The organism is Endobacterium panacihumi, from assembly GCF_050847465.1.
Lineage (GTDB): Bacteria > Pseudomonadota > Alphaproteobacteria > Rhizobiales > Rhizobiaceae > Neorhizobium > Neorhizobium panacihumi.
Genome location: NZ_JBOZRA010000002.1, coordinates 1 through 17,073, shown reverse-complemented (window position 1 = coordinate 17,073; position 17,073 = coordinate 1). Strand labels below are relative to the sequence as shown.

At 58.6% G+C, this 17,073-nt stretch carries 19 protein-coding genes, 1 rRNA gene and 1 riboswitch; of the genes, 16 read left to right on the top strand and 4 right to left on the bottom strand.

Annotation, left to right across the window (positions count from 1 at the left end):
- Window positions 1–6 precede the first annotated feature (6 nt).
- Window positions 7–456 carry a hypothetical protein gene (locus ACRQ1B_RS12005; RefSeq protein WP_432293905.1) on the bottom strand — a complete coding sequence of 150 codons (450 nt, stop codon included), beginning with the start codon at window positions 454–456 and terminating at the stop codon, window positions 7–9.
- A gap of 119 nt (window positions 457–575) precedes the next feature.
- On the opposite strand from ACRQ1B_RS12005, the gene ACRQ1B_RS12000 reads away from it, so the two are divergent.
- Both ACRQ1B_RS12000 and ACRQ1B_RS11995 read left to right on the top strand, forming a co-directional pair.
- The gene (locus ACRQ1B_RS12000; protein WP_432293904.1) at window positions 576–1,418 is read left to right on the top strand and encodes a metallophosphoesterase; all 843 of its coding nucleotides are present in this window, start codon (window positions 576–578) and stop codon (window positions 1,416–1,418) included.
- Window positions 1,419–1,682: 264 nt separating this feature from the next.
- Entirely contained in the window at window positions 1,683–2,297 is a 615-nt protein-coding gene (locus ACRQ1B_RS11995; RefSeq protein WP_432293903.1) for a cytochrome b, read from the top strand.
- 33 nt (window positions 2,298–2,330) lie between these two features.
- On the opposite strand, the gene ACRQ1B_RS11990 is transcribed toward ACRQ1B_RS11995, so the two are convergent.
- Complete coding sequence (locus ACRQ1B_RS11990) at window positions 2,331–3,014, bottom strand: helix-turn-helix transcriptional regulator (RefSeq protein ID WP_432293902.1); 684 nt, start codon at window positions 3,012–3,014, stop codon at window positions 2,331–2,333.
- 128 nt (window positions 3,015–3,142) lie between these two features.
- Between ACRQ1B_RS11990 and ACRQ1B_RS11985 the strand changes: the two genes are divergently transcribed.
- From ACRQ1B_RS11985 to ACRQ1B_RS11965, 5 genes are all read left to right on the top strand, one after another.
- The gene (locus ACRQ1B_RS11985) at window positions 3,143–3,781 is read left to right on the top strand and encodes a LysE family translocator (protein WP_432293901.1); all 639 of its coding nucleotides are present in this window, start codon (window positions 3,143–3,145) and stop codon (window positions 3,779–3,781) included.
- Window positions 3,782–3,957: 176 nt separating this feature from the next.
- Entirely contained in the window at window positions 3,958–4,398 is a 441-nt protein-coding gene (locus ACRQ1B_RS11980) for a c-type cytochrome (protein ID WP_432293900.1), read from the top strand.
- Between the two features lie 102 nt (window positions 4,399–4,500).
- Window positions 4,501–5,373, top strand: a complete 873-nt coding sequence (locus ACRQ1B_RS11975; protein WP_432294585.1) for a c-type cytochrome — start codon at window positions 4,501–4,503, stop codon at window positions 5,371–5,373.
- Window positions 5,374–5,451: 78 nt separating this feature from the next.
- A riboswitch (cobalamin riboswitch) is annotated at window positions 5,452–5,661 on the top strand.
- Between the two features lie 25 nt (window positions 5,662–5,686).
- Window positions 5,687–5,875 carry a CbtB domain-containing protein gene (locus ACRQ1B_RS11970; RefSeq protein WP_432293899.1) on the top strand — a complete coding sequence of 63 codons (189 nt, stop codon included), beginning with the start codon at window positions 5,687–5,689 and terminating at the stop codon, window positions 5,873–5,875.
- A 13-nt stretch (window positions 5,876–5,888) separates the two neighbouring features.
- Complete coding sequence (locus tag ACRQ1B_RS11965; protein ID WP_432293898.1) at window positions 5,889–6,653, top strand: CbtA family protein; 765 nt, start codon at window positions 5,889–5,891, stop codon at window positions 6,651–6,653.
- On the opposite strand, the gene ACRQ1B_RS11960 is transcribed toward ACRQ1B_RS11965, so the two are convergent.
- Both ACRQ1B_RS11960 and ACRQ1B_RS11955 read right to left on the bottom strand, forming a co-directional pair.
- A complete protein-coding gene (locus tag ACRQ1B_RS11960) occupies window positions 6,637–7,053 on the bottom strand; it encodes a hypothetical protein (RefSeq protein WP_432293897.1) in 417 nt (138 codons plus the stop codon). The two genes, ACRQ1B_RS11965 and ACRQ1B_RS11960, sit on opposite strands and share 17 nt — an antisense overlap.
- A gap of 26 nt (window positions 7,054–7,079) precedes the next feature.
- Window positions 7,080–7,631 carry a GNAT family N-acetyltransferase gene (locus ACRQ1B_RS11955; RefSeq protein WP_432293896.1) on the bottom strand — a complete coding sequence of 184 codons (552 nt, stop codon included), beginning with the start codon at window positions 7,629–7,631 and terminating at the stop codon, window positions 7,080–7,082.
- Between the two features lie 362 nt (window positions 7,632–7,993).
- On the opposite strand from ACRQ1B_RS11955, the gene ACRQ1B_RS11950 reads away from it, so the two are divergent.
- The 9 genes from ACRQ1B_RS11950 to ACRQ1B_RS11910 all read left to right on the top strand — a co-directional run.
- Window positions 7,994–8,755, top strand: coding sequence for a DeoR/GlpR family DNA-binding transcription regulator (locus ACRQ1B_RS11950; protein ID WP_432293895.1), 762 nt, complete (start codon window positions 7,994–7,996; stop codon window positions 8,753–8,755).
- A gap of 130 nt (window positions 8,756–8,885) precedes the next feature.
- Window positions 8,886–10,394, top strand: coding sequence for a glycerol-3-phosphate dehydrogenase (glpD, locus tag ACRQ1B_RS11945; protein WP_432293894.1), 1,509 nt, complete (start codon window positions 8,886–8,888; stop codon window positions 10,392–10,394).
- A 51-nt stretch (window positions 10,395–10,445) separates the two neighbouring features.
- On the top strand, window positions 10,446–11,528 hold the full coding sequence (locus tag ACRQ1B_RS11940; protein WP_432293893.1) for an ABC transporter ATP-binding protein: 1,083 nt from the start codon (window positions 10,446–10,448) through the stop codon (window positions 11,526–11,528).
- A gap of 13 nt (window positions 11,529–11,541) precedes the next feature.
- Window positions 11,542–12,627, top strand: a complete 1,086-nt coding sequence (locus ACRQ1B_RS11935; protein ID WP_432293892.1) for an ABC transporter ATP-binding protein — start codon at window positions 11,542–11,544, stop codon at window positions 12,625–12,627.
- A 4-nt stretch (window positions 12,628–12,631) separates the two neighbouring features.
- Window positions 12,632–13,501, top strand: a complete 870-nt coding sequence (locus ACRQ1B_RS11930) for a carbohydrate ABC transporter permease (RefSeq protein WP_432293891.1) — start codon at window positions 12,632–12,634, stop codon at window positions 13,499–13,501.
- A gap of 12 nt (window positions 13,502–13,513) precedes the next feature.
- The gene (locus tag ACRQ1B_RS11925) at window positions 13,514–14,332 is read left to right on the top strand and encodes a carbohydrate ABC transporter permease (RefSeq protein ID WP_432293890.1); all 819 of its coding nucleotides are present in this window, start codon (window positions 13,514–13,516) and stop codon (window positions 14,330–14,332) included.
- A gap of 15 nt (window positions 14,333–14,347) precedes the next feature.
- Window positions 14,348–14,629, top strand: a complete 282-nt coding sequence (locus tag ACRQ1B_RS11920) for a DUF2160 domain-containing protein (protein ID WP_432293889.1) — start codon at window positions 14,348–14,350, stop codon at window positions 14,627–14,629.
- Window positions 14,630–14,712: 83 nt separating this feature from the next.
- The gene (locus ACRQ1B_RS11915) at window positions 14,713–16,434 is read left to right on the top strand and encodes an ABC transporter substrate-binding protein (RefSeq protein ID WP_432293888.1); all 1,722 of its coding nucleotides are present in this window, start codon (window positions 14,713–14,715) and stop codon (window positions 16,432–16,434) included.
- Window positions 16,435–16,995: 561 nt separating this feature from the next.
- A 16S ribosomal RNA gene (locus ACRQ1B_RS11910) occupies window positions 16,996–17,073 on the top strand; the annotation flags it as partial.

Here is a 17,073-nt window from a genome sequence, read left to right as displayed (position 1 = left end):
CGCGTTTCAGGCGACGGCCGGCACCGCGCGGTCCGACTGCCGGCGAAAACGTGACAGACGGATGGCGAGGGCGATGCACAAGATCAGAAACACGCAGAGGGACAGAAACCTGATTGCCACGATCCATAGATCGGTCGGAAGCAGAAATGCCGCCAGCGAATTTGTGGATATGATGAAGGCGGCGACGGCTGCCAGAATGAGATACGTGTTGCGCCAATGGAACGATGCGCTTCCCGGTTCGCACATTTCCGAACTGTTTTGCCGCATGGCAAGAAGCAGGAACAACATGGCTGTCGGCAGGTGATTTAAGGATGCGCGAATCTTGATGACGGTTTCCGTCTGCGGAAAAAGCAGATAGGTGAGATGAAAAACTAGGGACGTGATGACGTAGTTGGTAATAAGTACGGCGGCGATCCGCCAGAAAATGGCCCAGAACGAATAAAGCAGATTGCGCAAGTAACGACCTTTCCTTGAAGACAATTGGCAGCCCCTGATTTGCTCTTAGTCAGGTTCTACTCGTTCGGGCAAGTCGTCTTCGTCACACGCCTGTCATGGGGACGTCATATCTCCCGCGCATGTCCCGCCAAACACCTCTCATACGCTTCGGCGTTCTCGCCGATCCGCAATACGCACCGCTTCCGCCGCATCCCACGCTGAACCGCCATTATCAGGCGAGCAAGGCCAAGATTGCGCAGGCGCTCGAGGTTCTGGATGGCGAGGATCTGGCTTTCGTGGTCACGCTCGGCGACCTGATCGACCGGGGCTGGGAAAATTTCGACGAAATCCTGCCGCTGTTCGAAACCTCGCGGCACGACACTGTTTTTCTGCCGGGCAATCATGATTTTCTGGTGGCGCCGGAGCACCTGCCCAAGGTCCATGAAAAGCTGCGCATGCCGGCGCCCTATCATCATTTCGGCCGGGATGGTTTTCGGTTCGTGGTGATGGACGGCTGCGAGGAGAGCCTGTTTGCCACCGCGCATCATCCGCAACGTCGCGCATCGGCGATCAATCGTCTGGCCGGCCTTGAAGCGGATGGCGCGATCAATGCCAAGGACTGGAATGCTGGTATCAGCGGCGTCCAGTTTGAATGGCTGAGAGACGTGCTCGACCGCGCCGCATGGGATGGCGAAAAGGTCGTGATCATGGGCCATTACCCGCTCTATCCGGACAGCGACCACAATCTCTGGGATAGTGCCGAAGTGGCTGCGCTGATTGCATCCTACAGCAATGTCGTTGCATACCTGAACGGCCACCAGCACACCGGAAACCTCGGGCAACTGGGAAAAACCTGGTTCGTCAACTTCAAGGGCATGGTCGACACGCCGGACGAAAACGCCTTTGCCGTCGTCGATATTTTCAGCGACCGGATCGAGATCACCGGCCATGGCCGTGAAGAAAGCCGCACCCTGCCGCTTTGACGGTTTTTTTAGAAAAACTGCGATTATTCAGCCGGGCTTCGATGATGCTGCGGGCTTGCTGCCGTGCCCTTGACGATTGTCAGCGACCTTTTGACACCCTTGGCGGAAGTAAAATGTCGTTTAATAATGATTATTGCAAGTAACGGCCGCGTTTTTATTGGTTTTTTGCAATTTTGTCAAAAATCAATAATCCGTACTGTCGTGAATATTATAATTTACAGAGATTTTATTGATGAATAGATCCATCTGTCCGGGAGGCACGATATGGCCAGCACAGTAGACTCGGGACCGCTTACGCAGGCGCCCATCAGGGCTTCGACGGCCCGAAATTTCAACCCGACATCGAAGTTTTTTCACTGGCTGATGGCGGCGATCATCATCGTGGCCTGGGTTGTCGGCTATTACGGCGGCGCCATGCTGCATTACGGCGTCAACGACATCGAGACGGCTCAGAAGGTCTGGGCAATCACGCTGCACAAGAACATCGCCACCACGACCCTGTTCCTGATTGCCCTTCGCATCGTCTGGCGTCTGTTCCACAGCCCGCCGCCACTTGGCGAAATGCCGGCGATCATGAAGACGTTCACGCATTTGGGCCATTGGTCGCTGTATTTCCTGATGATCGCCGTGCCGGTTTCGGGCTGGTGGAATTCGTCGTCGGCAGGTTATCCGATACCGGTCGCCGGCCTGTTCACTATTCCGGGCCTCGGGGCCAAGAATCCGGAGCTGACGCCCTACCTTGTTTCCGCCCACTGGTTCCTGTCCTGGGCGCTGCTGATCGTCGTGGCCGGGCACGTGGCCTTTGCGCTGAAACATCATTTCATCGACAAGGATGACACGATCGAAGCCATGATGCCGAACAATCACGCCAAGGATTGACGGTACGCGGGCTGAAGCGGCGCCTGCGACAGATCACTGGTTTTGCCAGCCATCCACCCACAGTTTTCGCAGGCGCTCGCCATCGCCGGTAAAAAAGGCATCGACAGGGCGGCAATCCGCCACCCGGTCGGTGCGGAAATTGCGGATCGCCGCACGCAACTCGCACCATGCGACGATGTTGGCGGTCTGCGAATAATAGATCAGCGCAATCGGCCGGATCGTCCGCTCGCTGGCCCGGCCTTCTTCATCGCGATAGCGCAGATGCAGTTTCTGTTCGTCTCGAATGGCACGCCGCAGCATGGCAAGATCCGCGCCTTCAGGGGCCGGCGCGGTGCTGCCCCAGACATGCAGCGCATTGCTGCTGAACGTGCTGGCAAGCGGTTGCGGCACGACGGCCGAAATCTTGCGGCTGACCTGCCGTGCCGCCTGTTTCAGCTCTCTGTCGCCGGTCCGTTCCAGAAGCGCCAGAGCGACGACGATCGCTTCCGTCTCCTCGATCGAAAGCATCAATGGCGGCAGCGTAAAGCCCGGCCGCAGGATGTAACCGATGCCGCGGCCGCCCTCGATGGGCACGCGCATGGCCTGCAACGCCGCGATGTCGCGATAGATCGAGCGTACCGTCACTTCCAGCTGCTCGGCAATCATGGCTGCGGTCACCGGCCCTTTGGCCAGCCGCAGGATCTGGATGATCTCGAACAGGCGCGACGCCTTGCGCATTTTCTTTCCCAGCCTCTTCGCTCCTGACAGAACGGTGTCAGGAGCGTGGTCGTATAGAGCCGCAAATCGGGTGGTGAAACAAGGTTTTTCAAACCTGCCGTTTTGCCGAAACAAGGGTGGCAACTGACATGACCTATACGGAAAATCTCTGGCTGTTTTTTACGCTGCTTTTCGGCATCATCATCGTGCCGGGCATGGACATGATTTTTGTTCTGGCCAACGCGCTGACGCGGGGCCGCGCCTCCGGGCTCGCCGCCACGGCGGGTATCATGCTGGGCGGGATCGTGCATTCGCTTTATGGCGCGCTGGGGGTCGGCCTTCTGGCGAGTTTCATGCCGGTCCTGTTCAAACCACTGCTGATCATCGGCGCGCTTTACATGGCGTGGATCGGCGTCACGTTGATGCGCAGCGCGATCATCGTTGATCATGTCGGTCCGGCAGACAGCCGTTCTCATTGGGAAGCATTTCGGCGCGGGGCGGTCACCTGCCTGATGAATCCAAAGGACTATCTTTTCATGCTGGCCATCTATCCGCAGTTTCTACGTCCCGATTTCGGTCCTCTGGCACCGCAGGCCGCCATCATGGCGGTGATGACGGCAGCAACCCAGTTGGCGATTTACGGCAGCCTTGCGGTCGCTGCCGGGCGTGCCCGCGCCGCGGTCGTCGGCAATGCCTCAGCAACCATCTGGATTGGCCGGGGCGCCGGCCTGCTGCTGGTTGTCGTGTCGGTGGTGACCCTTTGGGAAGGCGTGAAGGGCGGCGTATGAGCTAACTTGAGTGGTTTTGCCGTATTTATCTGGTGAACGCAGTGTCAACGGATAATCGCAGCATCTCTGGTAGCCTGACGGAAACGTGACTTCTTTCCGTCGTTTGGCCTTGTCATTCTCCCAGCGCAGATCTTTCGGCTGCGTGTGATGCGGGCCGATCAAACCGGGAGATTTTAATGTATATCAAGACTCTGGCCGCCACGGCCGTGGCACTCTGTCTTGGCTTCGGTTCGGCTTTTGCTGCCGAACCGCAGGTCGAACGTCAGGCCGGCATGAAGGCGATCGGTGGTGCCATGGGCGCACTTGCCGCTATCGCCAAGGAACAGAAGCCGTTCGACGCGGAAGCCGTGAAGACCGCACTGACGACGATCAGCACGTCGGCCAAGGCATTTCCCGACCAGTTCCCGGTCGGCAGCGAAACCGGCCATGATACCGAAGCCTCGCCAAAGATCTGGGAAAATCCGTCCGACTTCCGTGCCAAGTCGCTGAAGCTGGCCGCGGATGCCGATGCTGTTCTGGCGGCAGCACCGACCGATGTCGCCGGCGTCATGAATGCCATGCAGACGCTGGGCGCCGAATGCGGCCAGTGCCACCAGACCTACCGTCTGAAGCGTTGATTGCGATCGGCAGCCGGGTACTGACCCGGCTGCCGTGACGCCTTGCGGCAGGAGAATGACATGGCATCGACCTTCACGAAAATCGTGGCGGCAGTGGTTGTTATGGGGGCGGCAGGTCTCGGCGGTGCTTATTCGCTGACGGCACCCGATCCGCAGCCGGAGAGCCACTGGGCCAATCTCGGCAGTCCTGATCTGGCCAATGGCGAACAGCTGTTCTGGGCGGGCGGCTGTGCCGGGTGCCATGCTGCGCCGGGTGCTGAAGGCGATGCGCTGAAGATCATGTCGGGCGGTCGGGCTTTGCCGAGCGATTTCGGCACATTCCATATTCCTAACATTTCCTCCGACAGTCAGGCCGGGATCGGTGGCTGGACAATCGCACAATTCGGCAATGCGATGACGCGTGGTGTTGGCCCGAGTGGCGAGCATCTGTATCCGTCGTTTCCGTATGGGTCCTATGCGCGGCTTTCGCCAAAAGACGTCAATGACCTTTTCGCGTACCTGAAGTCCTTGCCGGCCAGTTCCAATGTGGCGCCGGGCCACGACCTGCCGTTTCCCTTCAATATCCGGCTTGCCGTCGGTGGCTGGAAGTTTCTCTATTTCGATGACGGTCCGCGGGTAGCGCTCGCAAATGCGTCCGAACAGGTCAAGCGCGGCCAGTATCTGGTCGAAGGTCCTGGTCATTGCGGCGAATGCCATACGCCGCGCAATGCGCTGGGCGGTTTCGAGTCCGGCGCCTGGCTGGCGGGTGGCCTCAATCCGGAAGGCGATGGCCGCGTGCCCGGCATTACCTCGACCTCGGAAGGGATCAGCGCCTGGAGCGAGGACGACATCGTCAACTACCTCGAAACCGGTTTCACACCCGATTTCGACAGTGTTGGCGGATCGATGGTGGAAGTGCAGAAAAACATTGCGCATCTGCCCAAGAGCGACCTTGAAGCCATCGCTGCCTACTTGAAAGCAGTGCCGGGGAAATAATCCCGTCCTCTGAAAATGCTTCCTCGGTGTGCAGCCGTGCCGGTGCAACCGCACCTTGACACCCGCAAATGCCGGGCGCACAACTTGCCTCGCAATGGTTCCTCCTGTTTTCTCAAGTGAATGCAGGGGGATGAAAAGGGAACGCGACAGGGAGATTTCCTCATTCGCGGCTGCCCCCGCAACTGTGAGCGGCGAGTCCGGACGATGACGGCCACTGGGAAACCGGGAAGGCCAGTTTCGTGACAACGACCTGCGAGCCAGGAGACCTGCCATTGCAAATGTGAGCAACGCATGTGCAACGAGGGGTTCCATCATGCAAAAACAGACCACTGATACCGCGGCCAAACCGGCCGTCTCTTCCAGAACATCCAACCTGGTGCAATCCGCCATGGCCGGTTGCCTCGGGCTTTTCGTGATCGGTTTCGTGGGTTTTTCCCATCTCGAAGTCGTTCACAATGCTGCGCATGACGTCCGTCATGCCAACGCTTTCCCCTGCCACTGAGGGGAGCCACCATATGTTCAGAGCTATTGTCTTCTCCGCCGTCCCGGTGGGGATCATAACAGGTATTGCCATCACGCTGATGCAGATGGTCGGCACCGAGCCGCTGATCCTCAAGGCCGAAACCTATGAGAATGCAGGGCCGGCCGTGCCGGAAAGCGCGGCGCCTGACGCACATACGCATGCGTCCGGCACGCCCGCCCACGATCATGCCGCAACCGCGGCGGAAGGTGACGGGCATGATGCCGCCGGTCACGATCACGGTGAGGGGTGGGCACCCGCCGACGGTTTCGAGCGCACCGCCTATACGCTCGGCGCCAATGTGCTGACCGCGATCGGCTATTCGCTTGTGCTGACGGCCTTGCTGTCCATGGCGAACGTCTCACAGGGCTGGCGCACCGGGCTGTTTTTCGGCGTGGCGGGTTTTGCCTCGGTGATGCTGGCGCCGATGGTGGGGCTGCCGCCGGAATTGCCAGGCAGCCCGGCTGCAGAACTTGCCGCCCGTCAGACATGGTGGATTGCCACGGCCATCGCGACGGCTGCCGGTATCGGCCTGCTGGTCTTGCGGCGTGAGCCATGGGCTGCGGTGCTGGCGGTCGTCCTCATCGCGGCACCGCATGTGGTGGGCGCGCCATTGCCGCCGACCGGCGTGGAGCCGTTGGCGCCGCTCGAACTGGAGCGTCGCTTCATCGTCGTGGCAACCGTCACAAGCTTTGTTTTCTGGGCACTTTTGGGTGCGCTGAGTGGCACATTCCTGAAGCGTCTCAGTCCTTCCGCGTGAAGTGATGGAAAGGAACACGGCAGTCTGGCGTGACGATCTCGATGCGCTGAGTTTTGCCGTTTTCTCCGATGACCGCGACCATGGCGCGGCCTGCTTCGTGCATCGCCGTGCCTTTCGCATTCTGATCGGTTCCGATCCTGTCGGGGCCGATTGTCTTGCATACCATGAAAGCAATGCTGCCGCGTTTCGGGCTGCAGCGTGGGCGAAGATTGAGCGGCAAGGGATTCCGAAAGGACGTAGTCTCAATCTCAATAGCCGCGATATTCGCCGGGCGCTTGGCGATCTGGTGCCAGATCGCGGAGCGGGTGGGGGTGGTCGTTGTCGAGTATTGACTGGAAAAGACTGAATCGGAAGACGAAGGTCGTCGTAGTAATTGCAACAGTCCGGCGATCCCAGCCAAGGAGAGATCGCCGGTTTCCGCAGTTCTTACGCCAGCGCCTGCGTATATCGCATGCCTGTTACCGGCCGCGGTTTGAAATCCATGTGCTCGTAAAATCGGTGGGCGGCGAAATTGCCGGTCGCGGCGCCGACCGAAAGATAATCGCAGCCGGCATTGCGGGCGAGGTCGCGGGCGCGGGTGACCAGATGGTGGCCGATGCCGTGGCCGCGATGGCCTTCGCGCACGAAGAGATGGTGCAGATCCATGCCGCGCTTGCCCTCCTGAGCGCGGTACAACGGCACCAGAATGGCGTAGCCGATCAGGCCTTCGCCGCCGTCTGCCACCAGAGCGGTGATCCACGGCACCGGGCCAAACAGATCGCGCTCGAGGATTTCCGGGGTGATGGCGGAAGCATCATTGTGATGGGTGGCGAGCGCCGTGATCATTTCGCCGAGTTGCGGCAGGTCGGCGCGGCGGGCAGCGCGGATGGCAACCACCGGCGGGCGAGCGGGCGCAGCGTCGGCAAGGCTGATCTGGCTGGCTGGCAGCAGATGTGCCGGTTTCAGCGGATCCGAGATCGTCGATGACAGGGTTGGCATGGTGTTCGTCCTTGGCTTTTTCGAGAGGGTTGCCGTCAGGACGCTGTTTTCATCAAAAAGCCGCCTGACGGCGGCTTTTGTGACAATATGATCTGTCTGGCCGCCCTTTAAAGGTACGACCAAAAATATGAGCGGGCGGTGGATAGCTTCGTGATCATGGCGGCATCAATGCGCCCGATTCTTCCACTTGTCAACGGTGATTTTGCAGCGTGATCGCTGTGTTTCTTCTGTTGCGATGTGGCAAAGGTCAGGCTCTCCGGCCAAGAAAGCACCACGATTTTTGGGGCCGGTCCAGATTTCGAATTTTCTTGCCGCGCCTTCGTTTTTTTCTAAAATGAAAGAAAACGAAAAGGAGGGGAGCCATGCACCTATCCAGCCGGCAGGAAGAAATTTTGGCACTCGCCAAAACGCAGGGAAAAGTGCTGGTCGATGACCTGGCTGAGCGCTTTCAGGTGACGCCGCAGACCATCCGTAAAGACCTGAATGATCTTTGTGACGGCAAGGCCCTAAACCGAGTTCACGGCGGTGCGGTTTTTCCGAGCGGAAACGAAAACGTCAAATATGATGCGCGCCGGCTTATGTTCGCTGTGCAGAAGCAGGCAATCGGCAGGGCGGCAGCGCAGATCATACCGGATAATTCGTCGCTGTTCATCAATATCGGCACGACCACGGAAGCCGTAGGCGAGGCGCTTGTCGATCATCGTGAATTGATGGTGATCACCAACAACATCAATGTTGCCAATCGGTTACGCGTTTATCCCTCGATCGAGGTGATCATTGCCGGCGGGGTCGTGCGCGGTTCGGATGGTGGTATTGTGGGCGAGGCCGCAGTCGATTTCATTCGCCAGTTCAAGGTCGATTACGCGGTCATCGGTGTGTCCGCCATTGATGCGGATGGGGCTTTGCTTGATTTCGATTTTCGCGAGGTGAAGGTCGCCCAGGCGATCATGGCGAATGCCAGGCATGTCATCCTTGTTTCCGATGCCTCCAAGTTCGAGCGCACGGCGCCGGTCAGGATGGGTCATGTTGACCAGGTTCATACCTTCATCACCGATCGCTGTCCCTCGCCGGAGATCCGGCGGATATGCGCTGACAGCGATGTTCGCCTGATCGAAACTGGGTGAGTCTGCCCAATTTTGCGGTTTTTCAATCTTCATTTGACATTCGTTTTTCTTTCATTTTAGATTGTGATGTCTTTCGCAATTGCAAAATTTGTTGCGTCGCGAAAATGATGAACGCAAGGTCGGTAAGGCGATGTCTGACGATAGGGTATTCGATCTCTTCGTGATTGGTGGCGGCATCAACGGCTGCGGCATTGCGCGCGATGCGGCCGGTCGTGGTTACTCCGTTGCGCTTGCGGAGATGAACGATTTTGCCTCAGGCACATCTTCGGGCGCGACAAAACTGATCCATGGCGGCCTGCGTTACCTCGAACACTATGAATTCCGTCTGGTGCGCGAAGCGCTGATGGAGCGCGAAGTGCTATGGGCGATGGCACCGCATGTCATCTGGCCGCTGCGTTTCGTGCTGCCCTATCAGAAGGGCGGCGTGCGCCCGGCATGGCTGATCCGGCTCGGACTGTTCCTGTATGATCATCTTGGCGGCCGCAAGCTGCTGCCGGCAACCAAAACCCTCGACTTGAGAAGCGATCCGGCCGGTCGGCCGTTGAAGCCCAATTTCGGCAAGGCATTCGAATATTCCGATGGTTGGGTGGATGACGCCCGTATGGTCGTGCTCAATGCCCGTGACGCCGCCACGCGTGGAGCGAAGATCATGAACCGCGCGAAAGTGGTGTCGGCCCGTCGCGAAGCCGGTTTGTGGCAGATCGAGGTGCGCGATGAAGTGTCGGGCGCTACCACGCGCCACCGGGCGCGCATGCTGGTCAATGCCGGCGGGCCGTGGGTCGATCAGGTCCTGTCTGGCGCGATGGGGCGCAACAATGTCCATAATGTCCGGCTCGTGCAGGGCAGCCATATCATCGTGAAGAAGAAGTTCGACGATACGCGCGCCTATTTCTTCCAGAACCCGGACAATCGCATCTTTTTCGCCATTCCGTACGAAACCGATTTCACGCTGATCGGCACGACGGATCGCGACTATTCGGCCGACCCGAAGGACGTTAAGATCAGCGACGAGGAGATCGGTTATCTCTGCAATGCAGCAAGCGAATATTTTTCCGAGCCGGTAAAGCCCGAAGATATCGTCTGGACCTATTCGGCGGTGCGGCCGCTTTATGACGATGGTGCCTCCAAGGCTCAGGAAGCGACGCGGGATTATGTGCTGAAGGTGGATGCCGATGGTGCGCCGTTGCTCAATGTGTTTGGCGGCAAACTGACCACCTATCGCCGGCTTTCCGAGCATGCGCTGGAAAAGATCGGTGAGGCGATTGGCAACAAAGGCGCGCCGTGGACGGCCAAAAGCCGGCTGCCGGGGGGGGATTTTGCCGTAACCGGTGCTGCCGGCGAAGAGCGGAAACTGCTTTCGGCCTATCCGTTCCTGTCGAAGCGCCATGCGGCGCGGCTTGTGAAATGTTACGGCACGGACGCGAAGGCGATCCTCGCCGATGCGAAGACCGTGGAGGGGCTTGGTCGGCATTTCGGCGGCACGCTTCATGAGGCGGAAGTCCGCTTTTTGATCGAAAAGGAATGGGCGATCACGGCAGAGGATGTGCTGTGGCGCCGCACCAAGCAGGGATTGTTCCTGACGGCGGAGGAAGCCGCGGGACTGGAGGAATACATGGCGGGTGTTCGCCGGGCCGCTTGAGGCCATCGAAATCGCCGCGTGTATCCGAGGGTTGGGAGGCCCGAGGTTCATATGCTGGAATTGCGCAACGTGTCGAAGACGGTGGCGGGGGATTATCATATCCGCCCGACCGACCTGACATTAAAGCGGGGCACGCTGAATGTCCTGCTCGGGCCGACGCTTGCCGGCAAGACGTCGCTGATGCGGCTGATGGCCGGGCTCGACAAGCCGACCGAAGGTTCGGTGTTTTTCGACGGCGCCGACGTCACGAATGTGCCGGTGCAGAAGCGCAATGTCGCGATGGTCTACCAGCAGTTCATCAATTACCCGGCTTTGACGGTGTATGAAAACATCGCCTCGCCGATGCGCATCGCCGGCAAGGATGCGGCCACCATCGACCGCGAGGTTAAGAAGGCGGCCGAGCTTCTGAAGCTCACGCCCTATCTTGATCGCACGCCGCTCAATCTCTCCGGCGGCCAGCAGCAGCGCACGGCCTTGGCGCGCGCCATCGTCAAGAACGCCAATCTCGTGCTGCTCGACGAACCGCTCGCCAATCTCGATTACAAGCTGCGCGAGGAATTGCGCGAGGAGCTGCCAAAACTCTTCGCCGCCTCGGGCGCAATCTTCGTTTACGCCACAACGGAACCGTCCGAAGCGCTGCTGCTCGGCGGTTATACCGCTACCCTGCACGAGGGAGCCGTGACGCAGTTCGGCAGGACGGTGGACGTGTACCGTCAGCCTGCCGATCTCGTTACCGCAAAAATCTTCGCCGACCCGCCGCTCAACACGATCGCGCTTGTCCGCGCGGGCAACGGTTTTGTCCTGAATGGAGAGCTGGTCATGTCGGTGCCGCCGCATCTCACTTCGGTGGCGGAAGGGCCTGTGGTGCTCGCCTTCCAGCCGCACCATCTTTTCCTGCATGCCGCCAATGGCCACACCACGCCCTTGAAGGCGCGCACACTGGTTTCGGAAATTGCCGGTTCCGAAAGTTTCATCCATCTCGATTTTGCCGGTCACCGCTGGGTGATGCTGGCACATGGCATTCACGATATCGAGCAGGACCGCGAGATCGAAGTGCATCTCGACAGCCGCCATCTGATGGCATTCGATCAATCGACCGGCAAGGCGCTTATCGCCGCGCCGATCGCGGCGTGAAGGATGGGACGATATGGCACGCATCTCGCTTGAACATATCCGCCACGCCTACAGTCCCCGCGCCAAGGCGGCCGGCGAATACGCCTTGAAGGAAGTGCATCATGACTGGGAGGATGGCGGCGCTTATGCACTGCTCGGGCCCTCCGGCTGCGGCAAGACCACGCTGCTCAACATCATTTCCGGCCTGCTGCATCCCTCGGACGGGCGCATCCTGTTCGATGGCCGCGATGTCACGGAGCTTTCGACCGAAGAGCGCAATATCGCGCAGGTGTTCCAGTTTCCGGTCGTCTACGACACGATGACCGTGTTCGACAATCTCGCCTTCCCGTTGCGCAATAGAAAGGTGCCGGAGGCCGAGGTCGAAAAACGCGTCAACGAAATCCTCGAAATGACCGATCTCGCCGGCATGGCGAAACGCCGGGCGCAGCGGCTGACCGCCGATCAGAAACAGAAGATTTCGCTCGGTCGCGGGCTGGTGCGCGCCAATGTCAACGCCATCCTGTTCGATGAACCGCTGACCGTCATCGACCCGCATATGAAATGGGTGCTGCGTTCGCAACTGAAGCGATTGCACCGGCAATCGCGTTTCACCATGGTCTATGTCACCCATGACCAGACCGAGGCTTTGACCTTTGCAGACAAGGTCGTCGTCATGCATGACGGCCAGATCGTCCAGATCGGCACGCCGGCCGAACTGTTCGAACGGCCGAGCCACACATTCGTCGGTTATTTCATCGGCTCACCCGGCATGAATTTTATGCCGGCCTCGGTCGAGGGAGTAACGGCCCGCGTTGGTGATCAGACGATCGCCTTGGCCAATGCGCCCGCATTAAAAGGTGAGAGCAGGATAGAACTCGGCATCCGCCCGGAATTCGTAAAACTCGGGCGCGAAGGCATGCCGGTGACGATCAACAAGGTCGAGGATATCGGCCGCCAAAAAATCGTGCGGGCCAGTTTCTGCGGCCAGCCGATCTCCATCGTGCTGGCCGAGGACGACGACATTCCGACCGACGCCAAGGTCACTTTCGAAAAACAGGCCATCGGCATCTTTGCTGATAGCTGGCGGGTCGAAAACCGATCATCAGGGCAGGGGGGCTAAAACCATGGAAAAGACGTGGAACAACAAGGCCTGGTTTCTGGTCCTGCCGGTTCTGGTTCTGGTCGCCTTTTCGGCCGTCATCCCCTTGATGACGGTGGTGAACTATTCGGTGCAGGATACGTTTGGGAACAATCAGTTCTTCTGGGCGGGCACGGACTGGTTTGTCGAAATCCTCACCTCGCCACGCTTCTGGGATGCGCTCTGGCGCAACCTGATCTTTTCCGCCGTCATCCTCGCGATAGAAGTGCCGCTCGGCATTCTGATCGCGCTCAACATGCCCAAATACGGGCTGGGCGTGCCGGTCTGCCTCGTGCTGATGGCCTTGCCACTGCTTATTCCTTGGAACGTGGTCGGCACGATCTGGCAGGTCTTTGGCCGCGTTGATATCGGCCTGCTTGGCTATTTTCTGAATTCGCTCGGCATCTCTTATAACTATACGCAGAACCCGGCGCATGCCTGGGCAACCGTTATCGTCATGGATGTCTGGCACTGGACGAGCCTCGTCGTGCTCCTGTGTTATGCCGGCCTCGTCTCCATCCCCGATGCCTATTATCAGGCAGCCCGCATTGACGGCGCTTCGCGCTGGTCGGTGTTCCGTTATATCCAGCTGCCGAAGATGAAGCGTGTGCTGCTGATCGCCGTGCTGCTGCGGTTCATGGACAGTTTCATGATTTATACCGAACCTTTTGTTGTCACCGGCGGCGGGCCGGGTAATTCGACGACCTTCCTGTCCATCGATCTCGTGAAAATGGCGATCGGCCAGTTCGATCTCGGGCCGGCGGCGGCCATGTCAATCATCTACTTCCTGATCATTCTTCTGCTGTCATGGGTGTTCTACACCGTCATGACCCAGAGCGATGCAGACCAGACGTGAAGGGAGGCGACCATGATCAACAACAGCAGCGGCGCCCGTTACGGTTTTCTCATCCCGGTGATCTACATCCTCTTTCTGGCCTTGCCGATCTACTGGCTCGTCAACATGAGTTTCAAGACCAACAGCGAAATTCTGGGCCAACTGACGCTCTGGCCGCAGAACCCGACGTTGCGCAATTACGCCGTCATCTTCACCGATCCGGCTTGGTATAATGGCTATATCAACTCGATTACCTATGTGGTGATGAACACGGTCATCTCGGTACTGGTGGCCCTGCCGGCGGCCTACGCTTTTTCGCGGTACCGGTTTTTGGGCGACAAGCACCTGTTTTTCTGGTTGCTCACCAACCGCATGGCGCCGCCCGCCGTTTTCGCGCTGCCCTTTTTCCAGCTCTATTCCGCTTTCGGTCTGATCGACACCCATATCGCGGTCGCCATCGCCCATTGCCTGTTCAATGTGCCGCTGGCAGTGTGGATCCTCGAAGGTTTCATGTCCGGCGTGCCAAAGGAAATCGACGAAACCGCCTATATCGACGGCTACTCGTTCCCGCGGTTCTTCGTCAAAATCTTCATGCCGCTGATCGCGTCCGGCATCGGTGTCGCCGCCTTCTTCTGCTTCATGTTCTCATGGGTCGAGCTTCTGATCGCCCGCACGCTGACGACGACGGATGCCAAGCCGATCGCAGCCACCATGACGCGCACGGTCTCGGCGTCGGGCATGGACTGGGGTGTGCTGGCGGCGGCCGGCGTGCTGACCATCATTCCGGGCGCGCTCGTCATCTATTTCGTCCGCAACTACATCGCCAAGGGTTTTGCCCTTGGCCGCGTCTAAGGAAGGGGAGAGATCATGAATTTCTCATGGATGGCATGGACGCTGCCGACGGCCTTGTTCTTCATCACCATCTTCGCGCTGATCGCGGCCATGGGCATCTGGGAGTTTTTCTCAGCCGGCGGCGGCCCGCGCGTCGGCATTCTGCGGTTCGAGACGACACGCGGCGACCGCCTGTTCGTGTCGCTGCTCGGATCTGCCTTCATTCATCTCGCATGGCTGGGTCTTGGAGGCCCCAGCCTGTGGTGGGCTTTGGCCTTGTCGGTGGTTTACGCGATCGGCGTATTCCGCTTCGTCTGAGGCTTGTGGGAAATCCGGCGACGGGAGGAGGTCCGGTCGCCAGACGTTCGTGACTGCATCGCATCAACCGGGAGGACTTTGATATGCGACGGCATCTTATGACGACGACGGCAGCCATGCTGCTGGCCATGACAGGTTCGGCATTCGCCGACATGGACGCGGCGAAAAAGTTTCTCGATGCGGAAATCGGCGATCAGTCGTCGCTCTCCCGCGCCGAGCAGGAAAAGGAAATGCAGTGGTTCATCGATGCGGCAAAACCCTTTGCCGGCATGGATATCAAGGTGGTGTCCGAAACCATCACCACGCATGAATATGAATCCAAGGTATTGGCCAAGGCTTTTTCGGAAATCACCGGCATCAAGCTGACCCATGACCTGATCGGCGAAGGCGATGTCGTCGAAAAGCTGCAGACACAGATGCAGTCGGGCGAAAACGTCTATGACGCCTATGTCAACGATTCAGATCTGATCGGCACCCATTGGCGTTACCAGCAGGCCCGTTCACTGACCAAGTGGATGGCCAATGAAGGCAAGGATGTCACCAATCCCGGCCTTGATCTCGATGATTTCATCGGCCTGAAATTCACCACCGCACCGGATGGCGATCTCTACCAATTGCCCGACCAGCAGTTCGCCAATCTCTACTGGTTTCGGTACGACTGGTTCAACGACGAAAAGAACAAGACCGATTTCAAGGCCAAGTATGGCTACGATCTCGGCGTGCCGGTCAACTGGTCGGCCTATGAGGATATCGCCGAGTTCTTCACCGGCCGCGAAGTGAACGGTAAAAAGGTCTATGGCCATATGGACTATGGCAAGAAGGACCCGTCGCTCGGCTGGCGGTTCACCGATGCCTGGCTCTCCATGGCCGGCAATGGCGACAAGGGCCTGCCGAACGGTCTGCCGGTCGATGAATGGGGCATCAAGGTCAACGAGAAATCCCAGCCGGTCGGTTCCTGCGTCGCCCGCGGCGGTGATACCAACGGCCCGGCGGCCGTTTATTCCATCCAGAAATATCTGGACTGGATGAAGGCCTACGCCCCGGCCGCAGCAAACGGCATGACCTTCTCCGAATCCGGCCCGGTTCCGGGGCAGGGCGAGGTGGCGCAGCAGATGTTCACCTATACGGCCTTCACCGCCGACTTCGTGAAAAAGGGTCTGCCGGTGGTCAATGACGATGGCACGCCGAAATGGCGTTTCGCACCGTCTCCTCATGGCGTCTACTGGAAGGAAGGCATGAAGCTCGGTTATCAGGACGTCGGCTCCTGGACGCTGCTGAAATCCACGCCCGATGACCGCGCCAAGGCCGCATGGCTTTATGCGCAGTTCGTGGTGTCGAAAACGGTGGATGTGAAAAAGAGCCATGTCGGCCTGACGCTGATCCGTGACAGCTCGATCAACCACAAGAGCTTTACCGATCGCGCCCCCAATCTCGGTGGCCTGATCGAATTTTATCGCTCGCCGGCGCGCGTGCAATGGTCGCCGACCGGCACCAATATCCCGGACTATCCAAAACTGGCGCAGCTGTGGTGGCAGGCCATCGGCGATGCGTCGTCGGGGGCCAAGACGGCGCAGGCCGCGATGGATTCTCTTTGTGCCGAGCAGGAGAAGGTGCTGCAACGTCTGGAACGCGCCGGTGTTCAGGGTGAGATGGGACCAAAGCTCGCGGAAGAGCACGATCTCGAATACTGGAACAAGGATGCTGTCTCCAAGGGCAATCTTGCGCCGCAGCTGAAGATCGAGAACGAGAAGGAAAAGCCGATCACCGTCAATTACGATGAACTGGTGAAGAGCTGGCAGAAATAAGGCCGGATCGGGGCCATTCCGCTGCCGGGGCGTGTCTTTGCGCCCCGGTTTCGCGTTAAGCGACATGTTGTTTTGTTTGGCAAATCGCTCTTTTCAGAAAAATTCGGGTCAAAACCCTTACGCTGCAAGGGGTGTCGGTTTTTCCCTCGAGAAAAGTGACAGATTTACGAAATTGGCCGTTGACTTGTCGGAGGGGCTCGGACTATAACCCGGTCACTGACGAGGGCGGCGGCGCTGCTGGCGACGAAGTTCTTGTCTCAAAAATCTCTGAGAAGTTGGCGCATGCTGATAGGGCCGGGTTTACTGGTTTGGCTCTGGGATTGATGACGTTCTGGCCTTTGGTTTTGGTCGTCTGTTCTTTGACAATTGAATATGAGAAGAAAGAGAAACGTGGTCGGCGGTCTCGCTGATTGAAAATCGCAAGATTTTCAATCGTTGGAAGACGAAAATGACGGTCACGTTTTGATTATGAGAACCATGGAAATTGGCGCTGTGAAGCGCCGAGTGTACAAAAGAGTTCTCGTCGATTCAGAACAAAGTGATCAGTCATGATTGAATTCTCAACTTGAGAGTTTGATCCTGGCTCAGAACGAACGCTGGCGGCAGGCTTAACACATGCAAGTCGAGCGCCCCGCAAGG

Excerpts from the sequence above, each read along its gene's own strand:
- ACRQ1B_RS12000 (WP_432293904.1), top strand. The coding sequence starts at position 576 with ATGTCCCGCCAAACACCTCTCATACGCTTCGGCGTTCTCGCCGATCCG.
- ACRQ1B_RS11995 (WP_432293903.1), top strand. The coding sequence starts at position 1,683 with ATGGCCAGCACAGTAGACTCGGGACCGCTTACGCAGGCGCCCATCAGG.
- ACRQ1B_RS11990 (WP_432293902.1), bottom strand. The coding sequence starts at position 3,014 with ATGCGCAAGGCGTCGCGCCTGTTCGAGATCATCCAGATCCTGCGGCTG.
- ACRQ1B_RS11985 (WP_432293901.1), top strand. The coding sequence starts at position 3,143 with ATGACCTATACGGAAAATCTCTGGCTGTTTTTTACGCTGCTTTTCGGC.
- ACRQ1B_RS11980 (WP_432293900.1), top strand. The coding sequence starts at position 3,958 with ATGTATATCAAGACTCTGGCCGCCACGGCCGTGGCACTCTGTCTTGGC.
- ACRQ1B_RS11975 (WP_432294585.1), top strand. The coding sequence starts at position 4,501 with ATGGGGGCGGCAGGTCTCGGCGGTGCTTATTCGCTGACGGCACCCGAT.
- ACRQ1B_RS11970 (WP_432293899.1), top strand. The coding sequence starts at position 5,687 with ATGCAAAAACAGACCACTGATACCGCGGCCAAACCGGCCGTCTCTTCC.
- ACRQ1B_RS11965 (WP_432293898.1), top strand. The coding sequence starts at position 5,889 with ATGTTCAGAGCTATTGTCTTCTCCGCCGTCCCGGTGGGGATCATAACA.
- ACRQ1B_RS11955 (WP_432293896.1), bottom strand. The coding sequence starts at position 7,631 with ATGCCAACCCTGTCATCGACGATCTCGGATCCGCTGAAACCGGCACAT.
- ACRQ1B_RS11950 (WP_432293895.1), top strand. The coding sequence starts at position 7,994 with ATGCACCTATCCAGCCGGCAGGAAGAAATTTTGGCACTCGCCAAAACG.
- glpD (WP_432293894.1), top strand. The coding sequence starts at position 8,886 with ATGTCTGACGATAGGGTATTCGATCTCTTCGTGATTGGTGGCGGCATC.
- ACRQ1B_RS11940 (WP_432293893.1), top strand. The coding sequence starts at position 10,446 with ATGCTGGAATTGCGCAACGTGTCGAAGACGGTGGCGGGGGATTATCAT.
- ACRQ1B_RS11935 (WP_432293892.1), top strand. The coding sequence starts at position 11,542 with ATGGCACGCATCTCGCTTGAACATATCCGCCACGCCTACAGTCCCCGC.
- ACRQ1B_RS11930 (WP_432293891.1), top strand. The coding sequence starts at position 12,632 with ATGGAAAAGACGTGGAACAACAAGGCCTGGTTTCTGGTCCTGCCGGTT.
- ACRQ1B_RS11925 (WP_432293890.1), top strand. The coding sequence starts at position 13,514 with ATGATCAACAACAGCAGCGGCGCCCGTTACGGTTTTCTCATCCCGGTG.
- ACRQ1B_RS11920 (WP_432293889.1), top strand. The coding sequence starts at position 14,348 with ATGAATTTCTCATGGATGGCATGGACGCTGCCGACGGCCTTGTTCTTC.
- ACRQ1B_RS11915 (WP_432293888.1), top strand. The coding sequence starts at position 14,713 with ATGCGACGGCATCTTATGACGACGACGGCAGCCATGCTGCTGGCCATG.